This is a genomic window from Vibrio sp. Vb1574 (assembly GCF_033338675.1).
On sequence record NZ_JAWOTC010000057.1, the window covers coordinates 1 to 17493 of the forward strand.

The following is a 17493-nucleotide window of genomic DNA, read 5'->3' on the forward strand; positions in this document are numbered from 1 at the left end:
AGTGAGTTTAAAAGCGAGGGAGTAATCGCGCTGAGTTCTTTTAGTTGTTGATTTCATAACACTCTCCAATTTTGGGGGTGGAAAGTGTCAACCTTATTTAGGACGGCACAGAGAAATGAAAAAAGGCTTAGCTGATGCTAAGCCTTTTTTGTATTTTGCAGCTTGGTTAGAAACGGTAGTTTGCTTGAACACCGATTAGCCAAACATTACCCGTAGTTTCGCCTACAAATTGGCCGCCGACTTGTTCTGCAGTGTCGTCTGACTTGTAACCACGAGACTCAACGATTGGTGCGTCTTTCGCAAAAATATAGGTGAAGCCAGCGTCTAGGCTGAAGTCTTTCGTCCAATCGTACGTTGCGCCAATACTTAGCCAAGTGCGGTCAGTTTCTGGAATAGTAATCGTGCGGTTTTTGTCGCTTACCGCTGAAGTATCGTATGCAATACCAGTGCGTAGCGCTAGCTTAGGATTAAGCTGGTAAGTAGCACCAACAGCAAAGCGATAGTTGTCTTCCCAGTTTTCTACTTTAACCATATGCGTGCCAGCAGTATTTAGACGTGCTTCCAATTTCTCGAAAGAGCTCCAATCCGTCCAGTTAACGCTTGCGTGTAACGCAAGTTGGTCTGTTACTTGGTGGAAGCTTGCCAACTCAGCCGTTGCAGGCAGGTTTAGATACATGTAGCCGTTGTCGCGTTCAGAAGTACCGAAGCCAAAACCAAGACCTTCAGCATGGCCTTCAAGCTTCAGTTCAACTTCAGATTTGTACGCGAAGCCGATACGGTTATTTTCATTGATCTGCCATGCTGTACCAACTTGCCAGCCCCAAGCGGTATCGTCACCTTCCATGTATTTTAGAGCGGTACCTTGAGGAACACTGATTGGTTGATTAGTTTCAGGATTTAACCCTACAACGTTATTCTTAGGAGCTGCTGCGCCAAAGCTGCCTTCGCCGATGATGTAACGGATACCACTACCAACGCTGATTGATTCATTGACTTTGTAAGCTGCGTTTAAGTTCGCTTCCATTGTCGTTACGCTTGCTTCGTTACCAAAGTGCGATGCACCAAAGCCTTTACCTAAATCGGTTTCCATGCCGTAGTTGGTGCCAAATGCCAAACCAATCGCGAATTTCTCATTATATTGGTGTGATAGGTAGAAGTTTGGAATGATTGCATCATGTGCGAAGTCATCTGAAGATGCAGAAGAAGTGCTACCGTGGAAGTTTACATCACCTTCAATATCAATATTTGGGTTCACATAGATTGCACCAACGGACACTTGAGTGCCTTCCAAATAAGTTAGCATTGCTGGGTTACGCCATTGTGCACTTGCGTTGTCAGCCATTGCTGCTTCACCAGCATATGCTCGACCTAGGCCTGTTGCAGAATATTCAGCAAGTTGGAAACCTGCTGCGTTAGCCATGCCCGTTGTGCCAAGTAGGCTTAATGCCACTGCTGTTGATAGAAGAGTCTTGTTGGTTTTCATTCGAATGTTCGCTGATTTGTTTATAACGTGGGACAAAAGTTTAAAGGTAGAGTTTTTACTTTAGAAATGAAAATCCAGCGTAAGTGGTCATTTGAAATATTATCCTTTCAAATGTTATTTTTGCGGTTTAATAATCTAACTGTGAAAGGCTTGTAAACGGAATTCAGCGAACAGCTGTGCGTCCTAATTGTGAGATTTAGATACACGTGTTCACTCAAATTGAGTGGGCAATAAATCGCAGATATGAAAAAAGGCTGGAAATCCAGCCTTTTATATAAAGTATTTTTCTACTAACTAACAGCGAAGCGTTTAGAAGCTACGGCTGTATTGTAAGCCGAATAGAATTGCATCAGCATGAGTTGTTGCTGTTACACCGGTAGAAAGAACAGGAGATAATTGAGTATTCTCATTAACTTTTACATCTTCACCTAACAAGTACGTGAAGCCAAAATCGATGTTTGAGCTATTATCAATATGGTAAGAGAAACCTGTGGAGAACCACTGGCGATCAGAGTCTGGTACCGAGATAGACGTTACTTTATCTTGAGCGCTTGTGTCGTACATGTAACCAGCACGAAGTGTCCAGTTGTTGTTTAGGTAGTAAGTACCACCAATTGCGTAGTGCCAGCCATCTTGCCATTGATAGTCTTTCGAGTAACCACCTTTAAGTAAACCCTGATTTAGGTTCTCAAAATCAATTTGGTCGAAATCTTTCCAACCGATGTATTGGATGCTGTAGTGTACAGCAAACTTAGTGTCTTGGATTTTGTGGAAACCAGAAAACTCGGCCATATCTGGTAGAGGTAGCGTGATTTCCTGACCTTTGTCGTCTTTCGCCGTAAATTCAGGGCTGTAACGATACGCTAGACCAAAACGGTTGTTTTCATCTAGTTCGTACACAGTACCAACGTTAAAACCAACAGCCCAACCATCAGCTTTATCTACGTCCAGAATTTTTTGACCGCCAACCCTTGGGACTGAAGAGCTAGTTGTACGCTTCATTGTGCCTTGGCCGTAGATTAAATCTAAACCAGCACCAAAGCTCCATTGTTCGTTTAAACGGTAAGAACCCGCCAATCCAAAGTTGAAGCTTTTTACATCCGTAAGACCACCGTACTCTGTTGCGGTGTAGTTATCTGAAAATTCAGTTTTAGTGCCGAAATTAGAGTATGCGTTTACGCCCCATGCAAACTTGTCATTTACTGGAACGATTAGGTGAATGTTTGGAGCTATTGACGTATCACCCACATCATCAGTATCAGCAACACTTACAGTATTGGAGCCCAAAGGAGTATTAACGTTATATTTCGCATCTTTCACTTCAATCATTGAAGTAATGCTTTCGAAACCTAGCGACAGTTCCATTTTATCAAACAGAGCCATTGCTGCTGGGTTACGAGCCATTACTGCTGCATTATCTGCGATTACCGCATCACCAGCAAATGCACGGCCGATGCCAGTTGCTGATTGAGCGTTGATTTGGAAACCCGCTGCCATCGATTGACCTGAGGCAAAAGCTACCGTTACTGCTAGGAGAGTCTTTTTAAACAGACGCGTGTTCTGAGTCATTTGTTTTTCCTTATTAGATTCGTCTCTTTGGACGATAAATTGAGCTTTTGCTCAGTGGCGCAGATAGTAGTATCAATAATTGCTTGGACAAATCCGACCATTGGATAAAATTGAATAAAAATTGCAGAAATGATGTCTAAAAGACGGGAAATTGCACTTAAAATGCATAATTTAGAGTTTAAGCTCTAAATGCTATAGCAGTGGTGAATGTTTTGTGCTCTATTTATACAAAAATGCCGCTAAATAAGATCATTTAGCGGCATTTAACCTTTTGAAGGCTGGAAATCGTCGAAGTTGTTACATCGGCTTAATCATTGATGCAAGAGTCGTAGCGATCGCATCAATATTTTCACCTTCTTCCCCGACTAAAATCAGGCTTGAACTCCCGACGGGCTGAACGATTCCGGTCATGCCATCCTTACTAAAGTCGGTACTTTGTTCGCTTGGAATACCAGTAATAAATAACGTTACTTTACCTTTTGGACCTTGGAACACCATATGCACCGCATTGGATTCGCCAAAACCGCAGTGGTTTAGGTAGTAAACGTGATATGGAAAGTTTTCACTAAACTGGTAATGAAATGGCGACATTTTCGCATTAATTTGCGAGCTCGGTACATCCTCATCAAGATGACGAACAAACGGTTCTTCATGAATAACGTGTTTCATTGCGGTATCCGCTAAACTGGCTTGTGCTGGAGACACCAAAACATTTCCCCAGTTTACTTGGCCAACGAATAATCCTGCGGTGAACGCAATAGAAGCGGCAAGTGCCATTGCTTTGCGGACAAAGTTTGGTCTTACGACCTTCTCTTCATCAAGTGCACTCGACGTCTGGCTAAATAAAATCTTATCTGCGAGATCTTCGGGTACATCCACATTCATGGCTTGTTTAATTTTTACATCGAGATCCAAAACGTCATCAACAAACTTATTGTTGGCGTCGCTACCAGCTAAAGCTTGCAGAATCTCTTCATCCTTTTGTTTTGGATCCGACAAAATACGACGACGAAATTCTAAATCATCCATTCTTTTGTCCTCTCTTGGTATCTTGAGAATCCAACATCTCTTTAAGTTGATTACGAGCGCGAAATAGTCGAGTCATCACTGTGTTTTTATTTAAATCAAGAATGTCGCCAATTTCTTCTCCACTGAAACCACCGACAACTTGGAGAAATAAAGGCTCACGATATTCAACATCGAGCTTCATGATCTGTGCCTGCAGCCATTCTTGCTGATGATGTGAGTCATCGCTGACTTTAGCATCATTGCCGTAATCATCGATATCAACTAAATCAAATTGTTTACGTTCGAAGCGGCGCGCGTTTTCTCGTCTCAATATTGTGATGAGCCAAGACTTGGCAGCTTTTTCGTCCTGGAGGCTATCGAGTGACTTCCAAGCTCTAAGACAGGTTTCCTGAACTAGATCTTCCGCGACCGCTTTATCTTTGCACAACCAATATGCGTAGCGGTACAAGTCACGATGATACCCTCGGACGAGCGCTTCGTATTTTCTTTGCTTGTCCATATCAGAGTTGACCGGACTGTTGGAATTTTTCTTTCCAAACATTTTTAATATGGCCACAGGAGCCTCCATCCTCGCTCTGTGAGTTTCTTATTTGTTCTGAGCATGACTTTACTTGCTTTATCGCTTAGCGGTTTTGGTTGCAGGATTTGTCATGCAACCCCTTTGACACAATAAGCCATGTGGTTACCTAAAAGTGTATACGCAAATGTCAGATATCATCGAACACGAATTGATATATATTGTTAACAATATCATCATTAGTAATCAATGGCTTGGATAAGTTCACTAGATGGAGCATTAAAAGGGACTTCTGATGGTGGATTCTTGAATTGTTTTGAATCAATAATCGCTTTAGGTGAGCTTAAAACTCGTAAAATCACTATAAAATTGATCTATTTCAAAATATCAAGCAGTGAAGGGGTTATAGTACACCTTGTCATCTCGTTAGTCATTGCGACTAACATGTTGAGCAAGATGACACTTCCTTTTGAAGGCTGACTTTACTTTCTCCTAATCAGGAAACTGATTACTTTTCAATTGGCGTAAGTTAATTGTTTTATAGATATTCCGACCACACAGTTATGTGTGGTTTTTTTTTGCTTCGATTTTACTTTCCGTATACCTCTTACCGTTTTAACTCTCTATAGTTAACCATTAGTAATCGCATAAGAATCAAAGAAGTAGAGTAATTGAACTACTTGCTTCACGTTTATTTAAACGCACGTTTGATAAATTTAACAAATTCATTACAATGCATCAGGTCAGACCTCTTGTATTTAAGGAGAAACAATGGGCAAGCAGGAAGTAAAAACACGCAATGGTGAGCGTGTCGCTATTGTCGCGGGGCTTCGAACTCCCTTTGCTCGTCAAAGCACGGAATTTAGCCAAGTGCCAGCGGTCGATTTAGGGAAAATGGTAGTAAGCGAAATGCTTGCTCGAACAGATATTGATCCGAAGCTAATCGAACAAGTGGTATTTGGACAAGTAGTACAAATGCCTGAAGCGCCAAACATCGCACGAGAAATCGTGTTAGGCACCGGTATGAACATCCATACTGATGCTTACAGTGTGACTCGAGCGTGTGCGACGAGTTTTCAAGCGGCGGTTAATGTCGCAGAAAGCATCATGGCGGGAACCATCGATATTGGTATTGCTGGCGGTGCAGACTCTTCTTCCGTCCTGCCTATTGGCGTATCAAAGAAATTGGCTTCTAATCTGCTTGCTCTTAGTAAGACAAAAACAATGGGTCAGAAGCTTAGTATCCTCAAAAACTTGAGCTTTAAAGACCTGATGCCAGTGCCACCAGCAGTAGCAGAGTACTCTACGGGTTTATCCATGGGACAAACTGCAGAGCAAATGGCTAAAACACATGGTATTTCTCGCGCAGAACAGGATGCGCTTGCACATCGTTCTCATACGCTGGCTTCTCAAGCTTGGAAAGAAGGAAAAATCCAAGATGAAGTGATGACGGCTTTCCCTGAACCATACAAAAAGTGGATTTCGGAAGACAACAATATCCGTCATGACTCAACGGTTGAGGGATACGCGAAATTGCGACCTGCGTTTGATCGTCAGTATGGCAGTGTTACGGCTGCGAACAGTACGCCATTGACTGATGGTGGTGCGGCAGTGATGTTGATGCGAGAAGGTAAAGCGAAAGAGCTCGGAATGGAGATTCTTGGTTACATCCGAGGTTATGCATTCTCTGCTATCGGCGTGGAAAAGGACATGCTGATGGGGCCGACTTATGCCACAGCGAAAGTGCTTGAAAATACAGGCTTGGAACTGTCAGACCTGACGTTGATCGACATGCACGAGGCCTTTGCTGCTCAAGCATTGGCGAATGTGAAGATGTTTGCTTCCGATAAGTTTGCTCAAGAAAACCTTGGTCGCTCAAAAGCGATTGGTGAAATTGACATGGATAAGTTCAACGTGCTTGGCGGATCAATTGCTTATGGTCACCCATTTGCTGCGACTGGTGCGCGTATGATGACGCAAACCCTACGAGAGCTAAAACGCCGTGGCGGTGGTATTGCATTGAATACCGCATGTGCTGCTGGTGGTCTTGGTGCGGCAATGATTCTGGAGGTTGAGTAATGAGCGAGCAAAAAGCATTTAGTCTAAAGGTTGATGAGCAAAATATTGCTTGGTTAGCCATCGATGTTCCTAATGAAAAAATGAATACGCTGCAGGCGGCTTTTGCTGACGAAATGAAAGAAATTTTTGCTCAGCTAAAAGACTCCAGTGGTATTAAAGGGATGATCATCCACTCCCTAAAACCGGACAATTTTGTTGCGGGTGCTGATGTTCGAATGCTAGAAGCATGCACCACAGCAAGTGAAGCGGAAGCCTTAGCAAGGCAAGGTCAGGAGTTGTTCCAGCAGCTATCGGACTTACCTTATCCTGTCGTTGCGGCTATTCATGGCCCATGTTTGGGCGGTGGTTTAGAACTGGCTCTTGCATGTGATTATCGTGTTTGTACGGATTCTGACAAAACGCGTTTAGGTCTGCCAGAAGTACAACTTGGTTTATTGCCAGGTTCTGGTGGTACTCAGCGTCTGCCACGTTTGATTGGCCTGTTACCGTCGTTGGACTTGATCCTGACGGGTAAACAACTTCGTGCGAAGAAAGCTAAAAAATTGGGCGTTGTGGACGCCTGTGTGCCTGACACCATTTTGCTCGACGTAGCAAAACAGTTTATCGACAAAGGTAAAAACAAGGGCACGAAAAAGCTATCGACGAAAGAAAAGGTGATGTCTGGTAGCGGGCTAGGGCGCAAGTTTGTATTTGAGCAAGCTGCGAAGAAAACGAATCAAAAAACTCGCGGTAACTATCCAGCAACGGTTGCAATTCTAGAAGTTATTCAACATGGCTTAGAGAAAGGCTTCGCTAAAGGCCAAGAACTTGAAGCGAAGCGCTTTGGTGAGCTTGTGATGAGCTCAGAGTCAAAAGCGCTCCGTTCGATCTTCTTTGCCACAACAGAAATGAAGAAAGAAAATGGCACGGATGCGAAACCAGCACCAGTTCATAAAGTTGGTGTGCTTGGTGGTGGTCTGATGGGCGCCGGAATCAGCCATGTGTCTGTTGCAAAAGCAAAAGTACCTGTTCGCATCAAAGACGTTAGCAACGATGGCGTTTTAAATGCGCTCAACTACAACTACAAGTTATTTGAGAAACAGCGCAAACGTCGCATTCTATCCAAGGCCGATCTGCAAGCGAAAATGCTGCAACTGTCTGGTGGTGTCGATTTTACCAGTTTTAATCATATTGATGTCGTAATTGAAGCCGTTTTTGAAGACTTAGATCTTAAGCAAAAAATGGTGGCGGACATTGAAGCAAACGCTAAGACAGAAACTATCTTTGCGACCAATACTTCTTCGTTGCCTATCCACAAAATTGCAGAAAAAGCGGAGCGTCCAGAAAACGTAGTGGGTTTGCATTACTTCAGCCCGGTAGAAAAAATGCCGTTGGTGGAAGTGATTCCGCATGAAACGACGTCAGATGAAACCGTTTCAACAGTTGTTGCACTTGCTAAGAAGCAAGGTAAAACCCCGATCGTAGTGAAAGACAAAGCGGGCTTTTACGTGAACCGCATTCTTGCTCCATACATGAACGAAGCGGCGCATATTTTGTTGGCTAACGAACCGATCGAAAAGATTGATACGGCGTTGCTTGATTTTGGTTTCCCTGTTGGCCCGATTACCTTGTTGGATGAAGTTGGTGTCGACATTGGCGCGAAAATTATGCCGATCCTGGTTAATGAGTTAGGTGACCGATTCAAAGGGCCGGATGTGTTTGATATCTTGTTAAATGATGGACGTAAAGGACGCAAGAGTGGTAAGGGGTTTTACACTTACAAGGGCAAGAAGAAAGATGTCGACAAATCGGTTTACAAACTGCTTAAGCTCGACCCTGAATCTAAGCTAAGCGATAACGATATTGCGTTGCGCTGTGTGCTGCCAATGCTGAATGAAGCGGTACGTTGTTTGGATGATGGCATCATTCGCTCGCCACGTGACGGTGATATTGGCGCGATATTTGGTATTGGTTTCCCACCGTTCTTGGGTGGTCCGTTCCGTTACATGGACCAATTTGGCATTAAAGAGCTCGTAGAGAAAATGAATGAGTTTGCATCGAAGTATGGCGATCGTTACGCGCCATGTGATGGTTTGCTTACTCGAGCTGGTGAAGGGACAACGTTCTATTAAACGTTGCTTCGGTAGAGAAAAAGGCTTGCCAGTGGCAAGCCTTTTTCATAAAGAAGAAATGGTTACTTCTTCTTGTCTTTCTTATCTTTATTGTGGCCTTTACCTGGGTTGTCGTCCCCGTGAACGCTGCTGTTACCTTTTTTGTCTTTATCATTCCACTGCTTTGAAGAGCAATCATCTGATTTGATGGATACATTGTCTCCGCTAAGGCGCACACAGTCGTCACTTAATTCGAAGCCATCGCCTTTGACTGAGATTTCAGCGTAAGCAGATGCCAATGGCAGTATAAGAGCCACAAGTAAAAGTGCTTTTTTCATGATTACCTCATTAAGTTATTTTTAGTGCGGTAATTAGAGATAAGCCGCAATGGCGTAATTTCAATTTTCTGCCAATTATGGTGCCGATTCAATCTATGAGACCGACAACCTCATGGGTTTGTAGGTACATTCTAGTAATCGACAATTTTATTTCTGCGCAACTAGATCACCCCAAGCCGCAATCTTTTGGCCGAAGTTGGAACTCTTCAATCGATCCTATTTCTTGTCCTAGATGGATGCGCGGAGCCTCCGAATGCGCTTGACCTTGAGAGTGCATGATCAAACGATTTGCAGTACGAGGTTTCAATTCGTTCACAACGAAGCGAATCATGTCTGCGCGCGTCAGCTTCTTCAACTCCGCAAGTACCTTGTCACGTTGGTTAAACTCAGTGTCTTTGTTTCCTATTGCAACCCAAAGACGTTGAGCTCGTCCTCGAAGTGTGGTGTCCGGCGTTGCTATTTGGTTCCACAAGCCGCGCTTACTGCTGTGCCATTGGTAATCGTTTAACTCTAACAACACCATATAAAAGGCATTTAAAAACTCATCGATTGAGGTAACCAGCTCGGCAGGTGCTGCATTAGGTGACTGCACATACAGTACAATACCAGGGTGACGATTTAGCGGCATATTGCCAGTGCCTACCATGTAACCTAATTGCTGCTTGGTACGGATTTCGTGGAAAAACGTTGCCGACATAAGGTGATTGGCCAATGAGTATAGCGCGATACTGCGAGGCTCAATATCCTCGCACTGGTGGTAAATAACGACTGCGGAATCTTGCTGATTACAATGCACCTCACGTTGAAAACTGCCATTTTTACCTAGCATAATGAGCGGACGAAGTGCCTCTTCATAACGTTGCTCGTTAACTCTTAGAGCATCCTTTAAGGTCGTTGCCATGTCATGGGCTTGCTGGCGTTGCCAGTCTCCGTAAACAAACATTTCAACGTGCAGTTCTGCAAGAATGGATTCTACGAATACCGAGAGTTCATCGACTTCGATTTCTTCTAGCGCTTCGACTAAGGTTGCGAAAGGCGGGTTATTGGGTTGAAGTAACCCAGTAAGTGCGTTAAACAGCTGCGAAATAGGGCGATCTTGTGAAGCATTTCTCCAGTTTCGTAACAGTTGTTGTTTGATGGTTTCAAAGCGAGCAGGGCTGAAATCTCGAGAAGCAAAACGGTGCAGAATCATTTCTAGCAACTGAGGCAGCTTTTGACTGAACCCTGAGAGGGTTAAGGTCACGCCACCTTGGTGAGCGTACATATTGTAACCCATCCCTGCGATTTCTGCTTGATAGGTTTCTTTTGCTAGCGAATCGAGGAACATCTCTACACATAAGCGCGTTTTGACGATGTTCTTTGGTGATGCAACGGCATGAGAGCTGTCGATAGCGACATAAACGACACCTTTAGGCACGCGAAATTCGTCATCTTGCAAATGCCACAGCCGAAACCCTTCGAGATCCTCAATCAACTCTGGCAGCGAATCACCATTTTCGAGTGGCATGGGGTCGAGGTCGTAGCAAATATAAGGGTTCTTTTTCGGTAAGACGAATTGCCAGCTTGGGTCGATTTGTTGATAGAAACGACGTTGGCCTTCACTAAAAGGTGTGACGGAGTACGGGGTAAAGTACCATTCGGCAGTACGGTTGTATTCCAGGCCTTTAGCAATCAAAGTGACGCGTACATTATCGATGGTTAAGTATCGCAGCAATGAACGCTGTAACTCCTCATCGTAGCCCGCCATTTTGTAGTCACCATAAACCGTGTCTTCCGGTTGATAGTGCTGCATGTTGATCACCAGATGGCTGACGAGATCCATTGGGCGCGATGGCTCTTGGAAGCGGAAAGCCGATTCTAATACCGCTTGTTTTTCGAGATAGCGCCATTCATCTAACCCGTCTTGTTTGATCATCGAGAGGTATTGAAAAACTGCTTGAACGATATCATCAACATGATCTAAGCCGTTTGGCGTCAGGGTGCAGCTTACGGTAAAGTCTCGGTAGTTACTGCCACTCGCGCCGCCGCCCGCTGAGAGAGAGGTAATCCAGCCTTTTTCTTTGAGTTGAAGCATCAAACTGCCTTCTCCTTCATAACCCAACAGGTGAGCAAAGTAGGAGAGTGGCTTCACGCTATAATGCGCATCCATTCCCGGCATGGGGAATGTGAGAATCAGTTTACGGAACTCTTTGAGCGGCTCGACTTGAACCAAAATGCCCGTGCTTTCCTCAGTGCCTATCGGTACATCAATCGATTTTCCACGAAGGTGGTGATTTGGGATGTCGGCAAACATGGTTTCTACCCAAGCTTGCTGTTCATCGAGCGACTGTGGCCCAAATAGAGTCAGTGTCATCAAATCGGCGGAATACTGAGAGTGGTGAAACTCCACAATTTCGTCGCGGATGGATTTACCATCTCGGTCGCCAAGAGTATCTAAGTTTCCGACAGAGAATTTTGAAAACGGGTGCTCTGGATTGATGACTTCTTTGTTAACTTGATACAGGCGACGAGAATCATCATTGAGTTTGAGCTTGTATTCGGAGTCGACAGCCTGGCGTTCTTTGTCTAATGCTTCTTCGTTAAACAAAGGTGCGGTAAAGAATTGGCTAAATCGATCTAAGGCACTTTCAAAGGCATTTGGAGCAATATTGAAAAAGAAACAAGTGTGCTCTGTACCAGTCCAAGCGTTGTTTGTTCCACCGTGTTGGCTAATATAGCTTTGAAACTCGCCCACTTTAGGGTATTTTTCCGTACCCAAAAAAAGCATGTGTTCTAAATAGTGTGCCAGACCTTGGCGATCGTTTGGGTCGTCGAAGTGTCCAACGTTCACTGCCAGAGCAGCTGCCGACTGTTGAGCTGTATCGGAATGAATCAGCAGTACACGCAGATCATTGCTCAAGGTAATGTAGCGGTATTGATTTGAATCGTTAGGACTTAGATGCACGATGCGTCTCCAGATTTCGCATTACAGTAATTTAGGCTCCCCTCGCGGGGGGCGCAAAGTTTGCGTTTCGACAAATACTGCTTGCCGTATTTTTGTTATTCGTAGACTTCTGCACAGGCCCATCGCGTTTGCGTATGGGGAAGAACTGTTTGAGTGAATGCTCTGAACTCATTGCACAGTTAAATAGTGTGATGAACTGAGTACATTCTTTTAATAGATTGTTAAGAAAGTCGCTATCTTTAACAAGCGAATTGGTATAATGAACAGATAATTATATCAGTATTTTTGTTTCGTCATTGTTAAAGTTAGCCCCGTCTATCTAATAAAGATAGCAGTCAACCTTTTGGTAGCGTTAGCTATCCCTAGGAAATAACATGAAAATATTCATCATGCGTCACGGTGAAGCCGAGCATTTTGCAGATTCAGACGCAGCACGACAATTGACCCCAAGAGGCAGAGTCGAATCAGAAGCGGTTGCTAGAGCCTGTAAAGAACAGGGTTTTGCGCAATTCGATAAAGTGTTGGTGAGTCCGTACATTAGAGCTCAACAAACTTGGCAAGAGATCAGTGCGTATTTCTCTGCAAAAAGCATTGAAACTTGTGAAGATATTACACCTTATGGCCAGTCCGAGCATGTCTTCGATTTCGCAAGTGCGTTAATCGAAGTCGAACAATTGGACTCGCTTTTGTTCGTATCGCATTTGCCTTTGGTCGGTTATCTGACTTCAGAGTTTGTAAAAGACATGACACCTCCGATGTTTCCTACATCAGGCCTAGTGTGCATTGAATATGATTTACAAACACAAAATGGTGAAGTGCTATGGCATATTACGCCATAAGTGTCTAAACCAAAATAAGCGTTTGCAAATTAGAGACCGAATAAGAAAGGCAGGAGATCCCTGCCTTTTCGTTTCGTCGTGTCTACAGCAAGCTTGTTACTTTTCAGGAATTGAAAGCAACACTAACAACGCACCATCACCACCAAATTCTAGTGGCGCTTGGTGAAAAGCCATAACGTCAGGATGCTGTGCTAACCAAAGTGGGGCTTTCTGTTTCAGGATGTGTTTCCCAATACCATGTTGCACACACGCACAATGAATCTCGTTTTTGATGCAATAGGCTATCATCGCACCAAGCTCGCGTTTTGCTTCTTGCTGTGTCATGCCGTGCATATCGAGGAACACGTCCGGTACATACACGCCACGACGTAGACGTTTGACTTCATAAGTGGAGACGTCGTCACGTGCATAACGAGTTGGACCTTCATCGTTTAATAGAGGGACAAACTCGTCTGAAAAGTAAAATTCAGAGTCACTCGCTTCACGGTTGGAGCGCTTGATTTCTTTTTGCTTAGTATTTTTTTTTGGTTGCTGGATTATGGTATCCTGTCGCAACTTTTTTACGCCCTGTACTGCTTCCTGAAACAAGGCGAAATCGTCATCGTTCTCGGTGTCTTTTTTGCTCATTAGGTAAACAATTTCATTAATAAACTTTATTGGCAGTATTGTAGCGCTTTTCGGAGGCAATTTTGGATAAGATTTTTGTAGAAGAAGCGGTATCGGAGCTGCATACCCTTCAAGATATGATTCGTTGGACGGTAAGCCGCTTTAATGCAGCGAACCTGTTTTACGGTCATGGTACTGATAATGCGTGGGATGAAGCAGTTCAGCTTATCCTGCCAACCTTATACTTGCCGATTGATGTGCCTCCGCACGTATTGAACTCTCGCCTAACGACAAGCGAGCGTCTGCGTATTGTTGAGCGCGTAGTAAAACGCATCAACGAGCGTACGCCAACAGCATACCTAACCAACAAAGCATGGTTCTGCGGTCTTGAGTTCTTCGTTGATGAGCGTGTACTTGTACCACGCTCTCCAATCGGTGAGTTGATTCAAGCGGAATTCCAACCTTGGTTGGTGGAAGAGCCTACGCGCATCATGGACCTATGTACGGGTTCTGGTTGTATCGCGATTGCTTGTGCGCACGCTTTCCCTGAAGCAGAAGTGGATGCGATCGACATCTCTACAGATGCTCTACAAGTGGCTGAGCAAAACGTACAAGATCATGGCATGGAGCAGCAAGTGTTCCCAATTCGCTCTGATTTGTTCCGTGATCTTCCAAAAGAGAAATACAATCTAATCGTGTCCAACCCACCATATGTGGATGAAGAAGACATGAACAGCCTGCCAGATGAGTTCACGCATGAGCCTGAGCTTGGGCTAGCTGCGGGTACGGATGGTCTAAAACTAGTGCGTCGTATTCTTGCTAACGCGCCAGATTATCTAACAGATAACGGCATTCTTATTTGTGAAGTCGGCAACTCAATGATTCATATGATGGAACAGTACCCAGAGATTCCATTTACTTGGATTGAGTTCGAGAACGGCGGTCATGGCGTGTTTATGCTAACGCGTGACCAGCTGGTTGAGTGTGCAGAAGAGTTTAAACTGTACAAAGACTAATAGAGTCTTGCACTAAATATCAAAACACCGAGCTTTATGCTCGGTGTTTTTTTATGCATACCTCGCCGATATTAACTCTTTACATCAAAACGTAATAAAGCCACTATGAATCCACGAAGAATTGGAAAGCAGCTATGCTCTGTTTTGAGAGAGCGTGGCGATAAAAACTTGAGGAAGTAATGGCAGGAAACAGTATCGGACAACATTTCCGAGTGACGACATTCGGGGAAAGTCACGGTATCGCACTGGGATGTATCGTAGACGGATGTCCTCCGGGGTTGGAAATTACAGAAGCAGATCTACAAATCGATCTCGACCGCCGTCGTCCAGGCACATCACGTTACACCACACAACGTCGTGAACCGGATGAAGTTAAAATTCTTTCTGGCGTTTTTGAAGGCAAAACCACGGGCACATCGATCGGTTTGCTAATTGAAAACACCGATCAGCGCTCAAAAGACTACTCTGACATCAAAGATAAGTTCAGACCGGGTCATGCTGATTACACTTACCACCAAAAATATGGCATCCGCGACTATCGCGGTGGCGGCCGTTCTTCAGCTCGTGAAACCGCAATGCGTGTGGCTGCTGGTGCAATCGCGAAGAAATACTTAAAAGATGAGTTTGGTGTTGAGATTCGTGCTTACTTGTCACAAATGGGTGATGTATCTATCGACAAGGTAGATTGGAACGAAATCGAGAACAATGCATTCTTCTGCCCTGATGCTGACAAAGTAGAAGCATTTGACCAACTTATCCGTGACCTGAAAAAAGAAGGCGACTCTATTGGCGCAAAAATCCAGGTTGTGGCAACTAACGTGCCTGTTGGTCTTGGGGAACCCGTATTTGACCGTTTGGATGCAGACATCGCGCACGCACTAATGAGCATCAACGCGGTGAAAGGCGTGGAAATCGGAGACGGTTTCGAGGTGGTAACCCAAAAAGGCAGTCAGCACCGTGATACGCTTGCTCCTGAGGGTTTTGGTAGTAATCATGCGGGTGGCATTCTTGGTGGTATCTCGACTGGTCAAGACATTGTCGCAAACATTGCGCTTAAGCCAACATCAAGTATCACTGTGCCGGGTGAGACCATCACAAAAGAAGGTGAACCAACTCAGTTGATCACCAAAGGTCGTCATGACCCATGTGTGGGTATTCGTGCTGTGCCTATCGCAGAAGCGATGCTGGCAATTGTGGTGATGGATCATTTACTACGCCACCGTGGTCAAAACCATGGCGTACAAACCGAGACTCCAAAGATTTAAGAGCTTTGTGTCATTCCAGCGAGCTATAGCGAGACTAGGAATCTAATTTCAGCACGATGAAAAGAGAAAGAAACATCTCTGACAACAGAGTGCTCGGATAATAGATCCTGAATCATGCTCCTTCGTCGCTGTTCAGGATGACTGAATATAAAATTATGCCACTCACTGAATCGCGGGTGGCACAATTTTATCAGGCAAACTTTTTTGTTTAAGTAGTTTTTGCTTAATGGAGTGAGCCTTCGGTTTCCAAATGGAAAGAAGGCAGACGCCACTTAAAGCGTACAGCAGCCATACGCAGCATGTAACCAGTAACCAGTGTAATGATCGTGGCAGTGACATCAGGAATATTAAATTCTAATAGCGCTAAGTACATTCCTGATGCGATAAGAGCGACAGAAGCGTAAAGCTCTTCATGTAGTACCAATGGTGTTTGGCGACAGATCAAGTCGCGAAGTAGCCCACCGAATACACCAGTTACTAACGCTGAAACCATACAAATACCAGGGTGCAAGCCCATGCCCATCGCAATTTTTGTTCCGATGATACTAAACACGATTAAACCTAATGCATCGAGGCGAATGAACAGACCTTTCAGCTTAATCACCCATTTCGCTAAACCTGTTGTTAGCACACCTGCAACACACGTAATTGCAAGGAACTCTGGGTTTTTTACCCAACCAAGAGGGTAGTGGCCTAATAGAATGTCACGTACGGTGCCACCACCAATGGCCGTTGCGCTAGCCACCAACATAACACCAAACCAATCCATCTTTCTTCTACCAGCACTTAACGCACCTGTCATGGCTTCAGCCGTGATACCAATGATATACAACACACTTAGCAACATAGGGAAACACTCAACGTAAAAAGTCACTACGTTCTACGAGAATCAGCGTAGGCGAAGTAACAACACTTACAAACGGTTCTATCTCTCTTAAAAAGTGATTAAAACCAGCAACATGCTTGTAATCAAACGGCTTAAAAATAGCGGTTTGAACGGCATCAAAATAAGGCGAGAGTGTAGTGGTAAATAAGTACGCTGACGAATGAGAAATTGTATGGAGAAAGCGACCTTCAGATAAATTCAACTAATAACCAAAAATGTGGGGGTGCCTTTACCTCATAACTAAAAACAGCGACAATATGCAGCGCATGTCAAACTGAAGTACAAACTCGACGATGACCCACGAATACCAAGACTTAATCACCATTTTTAATGACACCTTTTTAGAACAATTTAATACGAAATTAGAGTTAGGTGGTGATGAGCCTATTTATCTTCCTGCTGATGATGAACACCCTCATCATCGGATTATTTTTGCTCGGGGTTTTTACGCCTCTGCTTTACACGAGATCTCGCATTGGTGTGTGGCTGGTCCAGAGCGTCGTTTGCTGGAAGATTTTGGTTATTGGTATGAACCTGATGGGCGAACAGCAGAAGTTCAAGCGGAGTTTGAGAAAGTTGAAGTGCGACCTCAAGCTTATGAATGGATTCTGGCACAAAGCGCTGGCTTCCCTTTTACGGTGAGTTGTGACAATCTACACGGCGATTTTGAACCAGATAGGCTCGGCTTTATGAAAAAAGTGCATAAAGAAGTGCTAGGTATTTTGGACGTTGGCTTGCCTTTGCGAGTGAAAATGCTTTCTGATGCCCTGCGCGCATTTTATCAAACTAAGCCATTGGAAGCGTCGGACTTTTGCGTTAAATAACCACTAAT

Annotated in this window: 14 protein-coding genes; 6 read left to right on the top strand and 8 right to left on the bottom strand. The window is 44.3% G+C overall.

The genetic code is table 11. The features are described from left to right. Positions 1–166 precede the first annotated feature (166 nt). From R7O12_RS22150 to R7O12_RS22165, 4 genes are all read right to left on the bottom strand, one after another. Positions 167–1483 (bottom strand): outer membrane protein transport protein, encoded by a 1317-nt coding sequence (locus R7O12_RS22150; protein ID WP_318126384.1) that lies wholly within the window; start codon positions 1481–1483, stop codon positions 167–169. 309 nt (positions 1484–1792) lie between these two features. Further along, positions 1793–3052, bottom strand: coding sequence for an outer membrane protein transport protein (locus R7O12_RS22155; protein ID WP_186584741.1), 1260 nt, complete (start codon positions 3050–3052; stop codon positions 1793–1795). A 297-nt stretch (positions 3053–3349) separates the two neighbouring features. Then, the gene (locus R7O12_RS22160) at positions 3350–4081 is read right to left on the bottom strand and encodes a DUF3379 domain-containing protein (protein WP_054576272.1); all 732 of its coding nucleotides are present in this window, start codon (positions 4079–4081) and stop codon (positions 3350–3352) included. After that, positions 4074–4649, bottom strand: coding sequence for a sigma-70 family RNA polymerase sigma factor (locus R7O12_RS22165; protein ID WP_005380528.1), 576 nt, complete (start codon positions 4647–4649; stop codon positions 4074–4076). The genes R7O12_RS22160 and R7O12_RS22165 overlap by 8 nt, the downstream gene beginning before the upstream one ends. Positions 4650–5369: 720 nt before the next feature. Between R7O12_RS22165 and fadI the strand changes: the two genes are divergently transcribed. Beyond that, complete coding sequence (gene fadI / locus R7O12_RS22170) at positions 5370–6677, top strand: acetyl-CoA C-acyltransferase FadI (RefSeq protein ID WP_054575365.1); 1308 nt, start codon at positions 5370–5372, stop codon at positions 6675–6677. After that, positions 6677–8788: a fatty acid oxidation complex subunit alpha FadJ gene (fadJ, locus tag R7O12_RS22175; RefSeq protein ID WP_005384446.1), complete on the top strand. Its 2112-nt coding sequence runs from the start codon at positions 6677–6679 to the stop codon at positions 8786–8788. Before fadI ends, fadJ begins: the two co-directional genes overlap by 1 nt. Before the next feature lie 62 nt (positions 8789–8850). On the opposite strand, the gene R7O12_RS22180 is transcribed toward fadJ, so the two are convergent. Both R7O12_RS22180 and R7O12_RS22185 read right to left on the bottom strand, forming a co-directional pair. Continuing rightward, the gene (locus R7O12_RS22180; protein WP_065274741.1) at positions 8851–9105 is read right to left on the bottom strand and encodes a CG2 omega domain protein; all 255 of its coding nucleotides are present in this window, start codon (positions 9103–9105) and stop codon (positions 8851–8853) included. A 166-nt stretch (positions 9106–9271) separates the two neighbouring features. Next, complete coding sequence (locus tag R7O12_RS22185) at positions 9272–12049, bottom strand: insulinase family protein (RefSeq protein ID WP_115386222.1); 2778 nt, start codon at positions 12047–12049, stop codon at positions 9272–9274. Between the two features lie 374 nt (positions 12050–12423). Here R7O12_RS22185 and sixA point away from each other — a divergent pair, with 374 nt between their 5' ends. After that, entirely contained in the window at positions 12424–12888 is a 465-nt protein-coding gene (gene sixA, locus R7O12_RS22190) for a phosphohistidine phosphatase SixA (RefSeq protein ID WP_005380537.1), read from the top strand. Between the two features lie 96 nt (positions 12889–12984). Here the strand turns inward: sixA and smrB are convergent, their stop codons facing one another. Further along, a complete protein-coding gene (smrB, locus tag R7O12_RS22195; RefSeq protein ID WP_005380539.1) occupies positions 12985–13515 on the bottom strand; it encodes an endonuclease SmrB in 531 nt (176 codons plus the stop codon). Positions 13516–13577: 62 nt separating this feature from the next. Between smrB and prmB the strand changes: the two genes are divergently transcribed. Beyond that, positions 13578–14510 (top strand): 50S ribosomal protein L3 N(5)-glutamine methyltransferase, encoded by a 933-nt coding sequence (prmB, locus tag R7O12_RS22200; protein WP_005380541.1) that lies wholly within the window; start codon positions 13578–13580, stop codon positions 14508–14510. A 179-nt stretch (positions 14511–14689) separates the two neighbouring features. After that, the gene (gene aroC / locus R7O12_RS22205) at positions 14690–15775 is read left to right on the top strand and encodes a chorismate synthase (protein ID WP_258473782.1); all 1086 of its coding nucleotides are present in this window, start codon (positions 14690–14692) and stop codon (positions 15773–15775) included. 223 nt (positions 15776–15998) lie between these two features. Here aroC and R7O12_RS22210 read toward each other — a convergent pair whose 3' ends face one another. Next, a complete protein-coding gene (locus R7O12_RS22210) occupies positions 15999–16622 on the bottom strand; it encodes a trimeric intracellular cation channel family protein (RefSeq protein ID WP_258473795.1) in 624 nt (207 codons plus the stop codon). A gap of 332 nt (positions 16623–16954) precedes the next feature. Here R7O12_RS22210 and R7O12_RS22215 point away from each other — a divergent pair, with 332 nt between their 5' ends. Then, the gene (locus R7O12_RS22215) at positions 16955–17485 is read left to right on the top strand and encodes an elongation factor P hydroxylase (RefSeq protein ID WP_005380546.1); all 531 of its coding nucleotides are present in this window, start codon (positions 16955–16957) and stop codon (positions 17483–17485) included. The last annotated feature ends 8 nt before the right edge of the window (positions 17486–17493 follow it).

Coding starts and splice junctions, on each gene's coding strand:
- smrB (WP_005380539.1), bottom strand. CDS start 13,515: ATGAGCAAAAAAGACACCGAGAACGATGACGATTTCGCCTTGTTTCAG.
- fadI (WP_054575365.1), top strand. CDS start 5,370: ATGGGCAAGCAGGAAGTAAAAACACGCAATGGTGAGCGTGTCGCTATT.
- R7O12_RS22150 (WP_318126384.1), bottom strand. CDS start 1,483: ATGAAAACCAACAAGACTCTTCTATCAACAGCAGTGGCATTAAGCCTA.
- R7O12_RS22215 (WP_005380546.1), top strand. CDS start 16,955: ATGACCCACGAATACCAAGACTTAATCACCATTTTTAATGACACCTTT.
- sixA (WP_005380537.1), top strand. CDS start 12,424: ATGAAAATATTCATCATGCGTCACGGTGAAGCCGAGCATTTTGCAGAT.
- R7O12_RS22155 (WP_186584741.1), bottom strand. CDS start 3,052: ATGACTCAGAACACGCGTCTGTTTAAAAAGACTCTCCTAGCAGTAACG.
- R7O12_RS22165 (WP_005380528.1), bottom strand. CDS start 4,649: ATGGAGGCTCCTGTGGCCATATTAAAAATGTTTGGAAAGAAAAATTCC.
- aroC (WP_258473782.1), top strand. CDS start 14,690: ATGGCAGGAAACAGTATCGGACAACATTTCCGAGTGACGACATTCGGG.
- R7O12_RS22180 (WP_065274741.1), bottom strand. CDS start 9,105: ATGAAAAAAGCACTTTTACTTGTGGCTCTTATACTGCCATTGGCATCT.
- R7O12_RS22210 (WP_258473795.1), bottom strand. CDS start 16,622: ATGTTGCTAAGTGTGTTGTATATCATTGGTATCACGGCTGAAGCCATG.
- fadJ (WP_005384446.1), top strand. CDS start 6,677: ATGAGCGAGCAAAAAGCATTTAGTCTAAAGGTTGATGAGCAAAATATT.
- R7O12_RS22160 (WP_054576272.1), bottom strand. CDS start 4,081: ATGGATGATTTAGAATTTCGTCGTCGTATTTTGTCGGATCCAAAACAA.